8 protein-coding genes are annotated in these 10,751 nt (G+C 62.1%); 3 read left to right on the top strand and 5 right to left on the bottom strand.

The window, feature by feature from the left end:
- Nucleotides 1-91: 91 nt before the first annotated feature.
- Nucleotides 92-1,879: an ABC transporter transmembrane domain-containing protein gene (locus ACODSV_RS34745; protein ID WP_190300974.1), complete on the bottom strand. Its 1,788-nt coding sequence runs from the start codon at nt 1,877-1,879 to the stop codon at nt 92-94.
- A gap of 250 nt (nt 1,880-2,129) precedes the next feature.
- Here ACODSV_RS34745 and ACODSV_RS34740 point away from each other — a divergent pair, with 250 nt between their 5' ends.
- Nucleotides 2,130-2,303, top strand: a complete 174-nt coding sequence (locus ACODSV_RS34740; RefSeq protein WP_041160865.1) for a PA1571 family protein — start codon at nt 2,130-2,132, stop codon at nt 2,301-2,303.
- Between the two features lie 149 nt (nt 2,304-2,452).
- On the opposite strand, the gene pdxB is transcribed toward ACODSV_RS34740, so the two are convergent.
- Entirely contained in the window at nt 2,453-3,595 is a 1,143-nt protein-coding gene (pdxB, locus tag ACODSV_RS34735) for a 4-phosphoerythronate dehydrogenase PdxB (RefSeq protein WP_024074072.1), read from the bottom strand.
- Nucleotides 3,596-3,773: 178 nt separating this feature from the next.
- Here pdxB and ACODSV_RS34730 point away from each other — a divergent pair, with 178 nt between their 5' ends.
- Nucleotides 3,774-5,171, top strand: a complete 1,398-nt coding sequence (locus tag ACODSV_RS34730) for an MATE family efflux transporter (RefSeq protein WP_150054282.1) — start codon at nt 3,774-3,776, stop codon at nt 5,169-5,171.
- Here the strand turns inward: ACODSV_RS34730 and tusA are convergent.
- Entirely contained in the window at nt 5,168-5,419 is a 252-nt protein-coding gene (gene tusA, locus ACODSV_RS34725) for a sulfurtransferase TusA (RefSeq protein WP_024074070.1), read from the bottom strand. The genes ACODSV_RS34730 and tusA overlap by 4 nt on opposite strands.
- A 27-nt stretch (nt 5,420-5,446) precedes the next feature.
- Nucleotides 5,447-6,523: a 23S rRNA (cytidine(2498)-2'-O)-methyltransferase RlmM gene (rlmM, locus tag ACODSV_RS34720; protein ID WP_024074069.1), complete on the bottom strand. Its 1,077-nt coding sequence runs from the start codon at nt 6,521-6,523 to the stop codon at nt 5,447-5,449.
- 195 nt (nt 6,524-6,718) lie between these two features.
- Here rlmM and acnA point away from each other — a divergent pair, with 195 nt between their 5' ends.
- Nucleotides 6,719-9,460, top strand: coding sequence for an aconitate hydratase AcnA (gene acnA / locus ACODSV_RS34715; protein ID WP_024074068.1), 2,742 nt, complete (start codon nt 6,719-6,721; stop codon nt 9,458-9,460).
- 112 nt (nt 9,461-9,572) lie between these two features.
- On the opposite strand, the gene ACODSV_RS34710 is transcribed toward acnA, so the two are convergent.
- On the bottom strand, nt 9,573-10,511 hold the full coding sequence (locus ACODSV_RS34710; protein ID WP_024074067.1) for an aspartyl/asparaginyl beta-hydroxylase domain-containing protein: 939 nt from the start codon (nt 10,509-10,511) through the stop codon (nt 9,573-9,575).
- Nucleotides 10,512-10,751 lie beyond the last annotated feature (240 nt).

Here is a 10,751-nt window from a genome sequence, read left to right as displayed (position 1 = left end):
TTATTGGGGCTGCTTCGCAGCCCAACGCGGGGCAAGCCCGCTCGCCACAACAGGCACGCTCGCCACAACAGCCTCCCCTGCGTAGATCACGCTAGGCCTGGTTTTTTGCGACCTCTACGGCGTCACTGAACTGCAACGCCGCCAACCGCGCATACAGCGGATTGTTCGCAATCAACTGCTGATGCGTACCCACCGCTACCAGCTTGCCCTGGTCCATCACCGCAATCCGATCGGCGTTCTTCACCGTGGCCAGGCGATGCGCGATCACCAGCGTGGTACGGCCCTGCATCAATTGCGGCAACGCCTGCTGGATCAGGTGTTCACTCTGCGCATCGAGGGCGCTGGTGGCTTCGTCCAGCAGCAGGATCGGCGCGTCCACCAGCAATGCGCGGGCGATGGCCAGGCGTTGTCGTTGGCCGCCGGAAAGGCCCATGCCGCCGTCGCCGAGGTGGGTCTGGTAGCCGTCGGGCATTTGCAGGATGAAATCATGGGCGTGGGCAATACGGGCCGCGGCTTCGACCTGCTCACGGGTCGCCGCCGGGTTGCCGTAGCGGATGTTCTCCTCGACGCTGCCGAAGAACAGCGCCGGGCTTTGCGACACCAGCGCGAAGTGGCGGCGCAGGTCCAGCGGGTCCAGCTCGGTCAAGGGGTGGCCTTCGAGCAGGATGCGGCCTTGTTGGGGGTCGTAAAAGCGCAGCAGCAGGTCGAAAATCGTCGACTTGCCGGCACCGGACGGCCCCACCAGCGCCAGGGTTTCACCGGGGTTGATGGTCAGGCTCAACCCGTCGATGGCGTAGCTGTCCGGCCGCGAGGGGTAGGAAAAGCGCAGGTCTTGCAGTTCCATGCGGCCGCTGACCCGCGCCGGCAAGTGCACCGTGCCGGTGGCGGGAGCCTGGATATCGTTGCTCGACTGCAACAACTCGCCGATTCGCTCCGCCGCACCGGCAGCGCGCTGCAGTTCGCCGAGCACTTCGCTGAGGGTGCCGACGGCGCTGCCCACAATCAGGCTGTAGAACACGAACGCCGCCAGCTCGCCGCCGGAAATGCGCCCACTGATCACGTCCATGCCGCCGACCCACAACATCACGCCCACGGCCCCCAGCACCAGCATGATCACCAGGGTGATCAACCAGGCGCGTTGGGCGATGCGTTTGCGTGCGGTGTTGAACGCTTCCTCGACGGTCACGGCAAAGCGTCGTTCGTCCTGCACCTGGTGGTTATAGGCCTGTACGGTCTTGATCTGGCCGAGGGTCTCGGACACATAACTGCCTACATCGGCAATGCGGTCCTGGCTCAGGCGCGAGAGGCTGCGTACGCGGCGGCCGAAGATCAGGATCGGCGCCAGCACCAAAGGCAGTGCGACCACAACGATGCTGGTGAGCTTGGGGTTGGTGATGAACAGCAACACGATGCCGCCGATGACCATCAACCCATTGCGCAGGAACAGTGACAGCGACGAACCGATCACCGATTGCAGCAAGGTGGTGTCGGTGGTGAGTCGCGACTGTATTTCCGAACTGCGGTTGTTTTCATAGAAGCCGGGGTGCAGGTAGATCAAGTGATTGAACACCTGGCGACGGATATCGGCCACCACCCGCTCGCCGATCCACGACACCAGGTAGAAGCGTGCAAACGTACCCACCGCCAGGCCCAGCACCAGAATCATGAACAGCCCGATGGACTGGTTGAGCAGGTGTGGCGACTGGGTCATGAAGCCCTGATCCACCAGCAGGCGAATGCCCTGCCCCATGGACAAAGTGATGCCGGCGGTAACGATCAGCGCCAACAGGGCACCGAGGGCCTGCCAGCGGTAGGGCGCGATAAAGCGGCTGGCCAGGCGAATCGCGCGGCGCTGTCGGACTGAGAACATGGAGGGCATCACCGTTGAGGAACGTGTACACCACATGGGGGGAACTTGGGCAAATAACAACTTTCGTAACAGCAATGAGTCAGATTAATTATGCCCACCGATACTGATGCCTAGAGGCTATCGGTCTAACGTCCCGCTGGAAATCCGCGGAGGTTTCTGCTGGACTGGGGGCTCGAACCGGTGATTGTGCAAGGAGTTGTAACAGCGCGGTCACGCGGGGGTTTTACAGTAGGTACACAACCTGATGAGGAGACAGGCTATGACCTTGCAAAATAGCAGCGATGCCAAGATTGAAGTGATCCGCCAACCGCAGCAGTTGCCTTGCTCGTACATCGACGCCAAGGGCCACGAAGTGCAGATTACCGAAGAGATGATCCAGCAAGCGTGCCGCGAGTTGGAACAACGCCTGGTCAAGCCTGCGCAGCAAGGCTGAAGCGCCTGAACTCTTTCAAAACCGGTCCTGGTGGCCGGTTTTTTTGTGGCCAGGCTGCTGGCTCCCATTGAGCCGCGAAGTGGCCCCAAACAATGGGACGGCTGCGCAGTCCAACGGGAGGTGGCGCCCTCGCCACAGTAACAGTGTTCCTACAGGGCGCTTGCGCCCAATGCCTGGACGATATTCGCCAACACCGCCGACTCCCCGTTGATGCGCACCTTCAAGCCGTCAATCTCGCGACGCTCAGGGTAGTGCTTGCGCAACAGGTCGAATGCCTTGCGCTGCTCCTCGACGGTTCCTACGAGGCTACGCCGGAAATCTGCGTCGTCCCGACGCGGGTCATACACGCTGCGGCATAACGTCGCCAAAGCCCAGGCGGGATCGGTCGATGCATTCAAGTGCACCTCGGCCAGCCAGGGCGGCGGCAGCAAATCGCTGAGTTGAATGCTCGCTTCCTGGCCCAGATGCGCACAGAACGCCTGGTAGATCTGCGCCGTGCCACGCTGCTTGCCATCCAGGCTGTAGCCGGCGATATGCGGCGTAGCCAGCACGCACAGGTCAGCCAGGTCGACGTCCACTTCCGGCTCGCCCTCCCATACATCCAGCACCGCTTGCAGGTCCTCGCGTTCAAGCAGCACGTCGCGCAGGGCTGCGTTGTCGACCACCGGGCCACGGCTGGCATTGATCAGCCAGGTGCCAGGCTTGAGGCGGTTGAGCCGCTGGCGGTCCAGCAGGTGCCAGGTGGAACCGTTGCCGGACTTGGTCAGTGGCGTGTGCAGGCTGATCACGTCGCACTGTTCGATGATCTGTTCCAGGCTGACGTAGTCACCGTCCTCGGCGATCTGCCGCGGCGGATCGCACACCAGCACGTTCCAGCCCAGGCCCTTGAGCACCTTGACCAGGCGACCGCCGACTTCACCGGCCCCCACCACACCGTAGGTGCGTTGATTGAGGTCGGCGCCTTCGATCTCGGCCAGGGTTTGCAGGCTGCCAAGGACGTAGTCCACGACGCCGCGAGCATTGCAGCCGGGGGCGCTGGACCACTGGATCGCGGCCTGCTTGAAGTAATCGAGGTCCAGGTGGTCGGTGCCGATGGTGCAGGTGCCGACAAAACGCACCGCCGAACCTTCGAGCAGGGCGCGGTTGACGTTGGTGACCGAACGTACCAGCAGCACATCGGCCTGCTCGACCGTGGCACGGTCAATGGAGCGCCCGGGTACCCGGCGAATTTCGCCAAACCCTTCGAAGAAGGCATCGAGCAGCGGGATATTTTCGTCGGCAACAATCAGCATGGCAGGCTCCTTTCGCGGATCAGCAGTGTACAGGGATGCGCTCGGTGTCACACCGTGGATCCCAGGAGTGAAGAGTGCCTGGAGGATCGTTTACAAATCCCTAACACAGGTTTTTTCCTGACTATCGCGTCAAGGCGTAGAATCCGCCGTCCTGTGCTCTTTCCTGGACACCCCGTACGTGAACGCTGCCATCACCGCCCCCCTCACCCGCCCCGCCCGCATCAACCGCGAGGTGCGCAGCCTGCTGACCCTGGCCCTGCCGATCATGATCGGCCAACTGGCAACCACTGCCATGGGCTTTGTCGATGCGGTAATGGCCGGGCGTGTCAGCCCGATGGACCTGGCGGCCGTGGCCCTGGGTAACTCGATCTGGATTCCGGTGTTCCTGCTGATGACCGGCACCCTGCTGGCCACCACGCCCAAAGTCGCCCAGCGCTTCGGCGCCGGCACGTTCCGCGAAATCGGCCCGCTGGTGCGCCAATCACTGTGGCTGGGGCTGATCGTCGGCTTGACCGCGTTGCTGATGCTGATCAGCGCCGAACCGATCCTGCACGCGATGAACGTCGACCCCGCGCTGATCAAGCCGTGCATGGCGTACCTGCATGGCATCGCCTCGGGCATGCCAGCGGTCGCGCTGTACTACGTGCTGCGCTGCTTCAGCGATGGCCTGGGCCGAACGCGCCCCAGCATGGTCATGGGCCTGTGCGGGCTGGCGCTGAATATTCCGCTGAACTACGTGTTCATCTACGGCCATTTCGGCGTGCCGGCCATGGGTGGCGTCGGCTGTGGCTGGGCCACGGCAATCGTGATGTGGGTAATGATGCTCGGCATGGCGGCCTGGACCCGTTGGGCGCCGGCCTATCAGAGCAGCGAGTTGTTCAAGCGTTTCGACTGGCCGCAGTGGGCGGTGATCAAGCGCGTACTGGCCATCGGCCTGCCGATCGGTATTGCGATCTTTGCCGAATCGAGCATCTTCGCGGTGATCGCCCTGTTGATCGGTAGCCTCGGCGCCACCGTGGTGGCCGGGCACCAGATCGCGCTGAACTTCAGTTCGCTGGTGTTCATGATCCCCTACTCCCTGAGCATGGCGGTCACCGTGCGCGTCGGCCAGGCCCTGGGGCGCGGGGAACCGCGAGAGGCACGCTTCGCGGCCGGGGTCGGCATGGGCACTGCGCTGGCCTATGCCTGCCTGTCGTGCAGCCTGATGCTGCTGTTTCGCGAGCAGATCGCCACGATCTATACAGCGGACCCACGGGTGGTACAGGTGGCATCGATGCTGATCGTGTTTGCCGCGCTGTTCCAGTTTTCCGATGCGATCCAGGTCACCGCCGCCGGTGCCCTGCGTGGGTATCAGGACACGCGGGTGACCATGGTGCTGACGTTGTTTGCCTATTGGGGCGTGGGCCTGCCGGTCGGCTATGCCCTCGGGCTGACCGAATGGCTGGGCGCGCCCAACGGCCCCAGCGGCTTGTGGCAGGGGCTGATCGTCGGCCTCAGCTGCGCGGCGGGGATGCTGGTGGTGCGCCTGGCCCGCAGCGCGCGGCGGCGCATTCGCCTGCACAAGGCACGGGCTTAATCAACCTTTTTGCGAATCCAGTACAGGTAGGTCCCGGCCCGTTCCTGCTGCTCCACCAGTTCATGGTCGAGAAATACGCAGAACTTGGGAATATCGCGGCGGGTCGACGGGTCGGTGGCGATCACCTTGAGCAAGCCGCCAGGCGGCAGGTCGCGGATGTGCTGGTGCAGCATCATCACCGGCTCCGGGCAGTTGAGGCCCGTTGCATCGAGGGTGCCATCAACGGCGGTGTCGAAAATATCGCTCATTGTCTACTCCTGAAACCGGCGCTCAGTTTAGCGGGCCTTGGTTTTCTTCACATCCACCAGCCGACGCAGGTGGCAGGTCACTTCTTCACGGTCGTGATACAGCTGCTTGCAGCCGATCTCCACCCGAATACCACGCGCCTTGAAGCCCTCTTCGATGCGTTCGAGCAGGCGCTTCACCTCGGCGTAACGCTGCTTCATCGGCAACTTCAGGTTCACCACGGCCTCACGGCAATAGCCTTCGCCGATCCAGGTTTCCAGCAGCGCGGCGTTACGCGCCGGCTTCTCGACGATGTCGCACACCATCCAATCCACGGGCTGCTTGGGCACGAAAGTGAAGCCGTCAGCCATCAGGTGTTGCACCAGGCCGGTGTCCATCAGGCTTTCGGCCATGGGGCCGTTGTCGATGGCGGTCACCAGCATGCCACGGTTCACCAGTTGCCAGGTCCAGCCACCGGGGGCGGCACCGAGGTCGACACCGGTCATGTCGCCATGCAGGCGCTCATCCCACTGGTCGCGGGGGATAAAGTGGTGCCAGGCCTCTTCCAGCTTCAGGGTCGAGCGGCTGGGCGCGTCACGCGGGAACTTCAGGCGCGGGATGCCCATCGGCCACATTGCCGAGTTATTCGACTCGGCCAGGCCCATGAACACTTCGCGGCCGCTCTTGAAGGTCAGCAGCAGGCGCGGCTTGCTCGGGTCGTCCACCAGCTTGCCGGCCCCCAACAGGGCTTTGCGCAGGTGCACTTCGAATTTCTTGCAGAAGTTCGAGAGTTCCTTGCCATCGTTGGTATCGACCATCTCCAGCCACACACTGCCGCACACCGGGAAATCGCGCAGGTGCGTGAGGATCACGCTGATGCGATCGGTTTCCGGCAAATCGATAAATACCCCGCGCGCCCACTGCCTGGGGAAGATCAGCTCGGCAAAACGCTGGCCGTGCATCAGGCGCTGGGCGCCGTCTTCTTCGGTGCAGACAAATTCGGCGCAGGCGCTGCCGGTCTTGGCCTTGGCGTAGCCCGAAACATTCAGGCGTGCGGCGTGCTCCGCGATCTCGGAACAGACTTCGCCCTCAAACCCCGGACGGCAGTGCATAAAAAGGGTGTTCATCGACTCTCCTGGTGAATCAACTGACTTGCGCTATCGCAATGCCTGTCATGAAAACGCGCGCATGATAGCCGAGTTCGGAACCTTGGTTCTGTCCATAGAGTCCAGTAATTAGCCAGCTACTGAAAACAGGGCTAGTTTGATAGCTCTGTTAGTCCCGTCAGGTCCGTAGCCGTGCGGACCATAAGGAGTCATGTAATGTCATCCCTTGATAGCCTGAGAACCCTTAAAACCCTGCAAATCGACGATAAGACTTATCACTATTTCAGCCTGCCCGAAGCCGCCAAGAGCCTGGGCGACCTGGATAAGCTGCCGATGTCCCTCAAAGTGCTGCTGGAAAACCTGCTGCGCTGGGAAGACGACAAGACCGTCACCGGCACCGACCTCAAGGCCATCGCTGCCTGGCTCAAAGAGCGCCAGTCCGACCGAGAGATCCAGTACCGCCCGGCCCGGGTATTGATGCAAGACTTTACCGGCGTTCCCGCCGTGGTCGACCTCGCCGCCATGCGCGCTGCCGTGGCCAAGGCCGGTGGCGACCCGCAACGTATCAACCCGCTCTCCCCCGTGGACCTGGTCATCGACCACTCGGTGATGGTCGACAAGTTTGGCACTACCCGTGCCTTCGAACAGAACGTCGACATCGAAATGCAGCGCAACGGCGAACGCTATGCCTTCCTGCGCTGGGGCCAGAGCGCCTTCGACAACTTCAGCGTGGTGCCGCCGGGCACCGGCATCTGCCATCAGGTCAACCTCGAATACCTTGGCCGCACCGTGTGGACCAAGGACGAAGACGGCCGTACCTATGCGTTCCCCGACACCCTGGTCGGGACTGACTCCCACACCACCATGATCAACGGCCTTGGCGTATTGGGCTGGGGCGTGGGTGGTATCGAAGCGGAAGCCGCGATGCTCGGGCAGCCGGTATCGATGCTGATCCCGGAAGTGATCGGCTTCAAGCTCACTGGCAAGCTGAAAGAAGGCATTACCGCCACCGACCTGGTGCTGACCGTTACCCAGATGCTGCGTAAAAAAGGCGTGGTGGGCAAATTCGTCGAATTCTACGGCGACGGCCTGGCCGACCTGCCCCTGGCGGACCGCGCCACCATCGCCAATATGGCCCCGGAATATGGCGCCACCTGCGGTTTTTTCCCGGTGGACGACGTGACGTTGGACTACCTGCGTCTATCCGGTCGCCCGGCTGAAACCGTCAAATTGGTCGAGGCTTACACCAAGGCCCAGGGACTGTGGCGCAACGCCGGCCAGGAGCCAGTGTTCACCGACAGCCTGGCCTTGGACATGGGCAGCGTCGAGGCCAGCCTGGCGGGGCCAAAACGCCCGCAGGACCGGGTATCGCTGCCCAATGTCGGCCAAGCCTTCAGTGACTTCCTCGACCTGCAATTCAAACCCACCAACAAGGAAGAAGGCCGCCTGGAAAGTGAAGGCGGCGGTGGTGTCGCCGTGGGCAATGCCGACCTGGTCGGCGAAACCGACTATGAGGACGACGGCCACACCTATCGCCTGAAAAACGGCGCCGTGGTGATCGCCGCCATCACCTCTTGCACCAACACCTCCAACCCCAGCGTGATGATGGCTGCCGGGCTGGTGGCAAAAAAGGCCGTGGAGAAAGGTCTCACCCGCAAACCCTGGGTAAAAACCTCGCTGGCGCCGGGTTCCAAGGTGGTCACCGACTACTACAAGGCCGCCGGTCTTACCCAATACCTCGACAAGCTCGGCTTCGACCTGGTGGGCTATGGTTGCACCACCTGTATCGGCAACTCCGGGCCGTTGCCCGAGCCGATTGAAAAAGCCATCCAGAAAGCCGACCTCGCCGTCGCTTCGGTGCTGTCCGGCAACCGTAACTTCGAAGGCCGCGTGCACCCGCTGGTGAAAACCAACTGGCTGGCCTCCCCGCCCCTGGTGGTGGCCTATGCCCTGGCCGGCACGGTACGCATCGATATCAGCAGCGAGCCGTTGGGTAACGATCAGGATGGCAATCCGGTGTACCTCAAGGACATCTGGCCGAGCAGCCAGGAAATCGCCGACGCCGTGGCCCAGGTCAGCACCGTCATGTTCCACAAGGAATACGCCGAAGTGTTTGCCGGTGATGAGCAGTGGCAAGCAATCGAAGTGCCGCAAGCCGCGACCTACGTGTGGCAGAAGGACTCCACCTACATCCAGCACCCACCGTTCTTCGATGACATTGGCGGGCCACTGCCGGTGATCAAAGACATCAAGGGCGCCAACGTGCTGGCGCTGCTGGGCGACTCGGTGACCACAGACCACATCTCCCCGGCCGGCAATATCAAGGCCGACAGCCCTGCCGGCCGCTACCTGCGTGAACAGGGTGTGGAACCGCGCGACTTCAACTCCTACGGCTCACGCCGGGGCAACCACGAAGTGATGATGCGCGGCACGTTCGCCAATATCCGTATCCGCAATGAAATGCTCGGTGGCGAAGAAGGCGGCAACACGCTGTATATCCCCACGGGCGAGAAAATGTCGATCTACGACGCCGCCATGCAGTACCAGGCCAGCGGCACGCCACTGGTGGTGATCGCCGGCCAGGAATACGGCACCGGGTCAAGCCGCGACTGGGCCGCCAAGGGCACCAACCTGCTGGGCGTCAAGGCGGTGATCGCCGAGAGTTTCGAACGGATTCACCGTTCCAACCTGGTGGGCATGGGCGTGCTGCCGCTGCAGTTCAAGCTGGATCAGAACCGCAAGGCGCTGAAGCTGACCGGCAAGGAGAAGATCGACATCCTGGGGCTCACAAACGTGGAGATCGTGCCGCGGATGAACCTGACACTGGTGATTACCCGGGAGGATGGCAGCAGCGAGAAGGTCGAGGTGTTGTGCCGGATCGATACCCTCAATGAAGTGGAATACTTCAAGGCCGGGGGCATCCTGCACTATGTGCTGCGCCAGTTGATCGCCAGCTAAAGATCGCTGAAGGTCAAATGTGGGAGGGGGCTTGCCCCCGATAGCGGTGGATCAGGCAAAAATATTTAGCCTGACACACCGCCATCGGGGGCAAGCCCCCTCCCACATCAGATCAGCCGAACAGCCATTTCCACAGCAGTACCAGGACGACCACCGCCAGCACCGGCCGCGCAATGCGGTAAGCCTTCGGGTGCTTGCGCTTCCACTGCTTGACCACACCGCTGAACTTGTCGCTGAAGGACTTGCTCCAGGCGTAGGCCTGGTTGATGCCGCCGACGCGTTCATCATCCAGGTTCTGCGGTGCCGTGGCGCGCCCAAGTTGCTGGCTGACCCAACGGTTGATGCGGGTCATCAGGCGGTTGCTCAACGGCCGCTCGATATCGCAGAACAGGATCACGCGAGTCTTCTCGGTCTCGTTCTTGACCCAGTGCACGTAGGTTTCGTCGAACATCACGTCCTCACCGTCGCGCCAGGCATAGACCTGGCCGTCGACAAAGATGCGGCAGTCGTCGGAGTTCGGCGTGGACAGCCCCAAGTGATAACGCAGGGACCCGGCAAACGGGTCGCGGTGCGGGTTCAAGTGGCTGCCGCCGGGCAACAGCGCAAACATTGCGCCCTTGACGTTGGGAATGCTGCTGACCAATGCCACGGTCTTCGGGCACAGCGCCTCGGCCGATGGCAGCGGTTTGTCGTACCACTTGAGGTAGAAACGCTTCCAGCCCTTCTTGAAGAACGAACCGAAACCGGCGTCATTGTTCTTTTCAGCGGCTCGAATGTAACCCTCGTCGAACAGGTGCATGGCTTCTTCGCGGATCACTTCCCAGTTGTCCTTGAGCACGTCCAGTTCCGGGAACTTGCTACGGTCCAGGTACGGCTTGGACGGCACCGCCGAGAACAGGTACATCAAGGCGTTATACGGGGCGAACAGCGCCGAATGGTTGACGAACTGACGCAACATCGGCAAACGGGCCTTGCCGCGCAGGTGCACATACAGCGTGCTGCCGATAAACACCAGCAACACCGACAGTTTGGCGGCCAAAGAAAAGGTCATGCAGCAACTCCTGGAAATAAGCGCCTGGCCAGCAACCTCCCGTCAACGGGAAACCAGACGTAGCAGCCGGCCATGATAAACACTTGGGCCATTATGCAGAAGGCCCGGGCGGGCCGGCTGACACAAATCAAACATTGCAAGCGACGCTGCTGTGGCGAGCGGGCTTGTTATGGTAAGCCCACCTCTTGTGGCGAGCGGGCTTGCCCCGCGTTGGGGCGCGAAGCGGCCCCATTACAGGCG

This window comes from Pseudomonas sp. FG86 (genome assembly GCF_057808775.1).
This window is presented reverse-complemented; position numbering and strand designations above follow the sequence as displayed.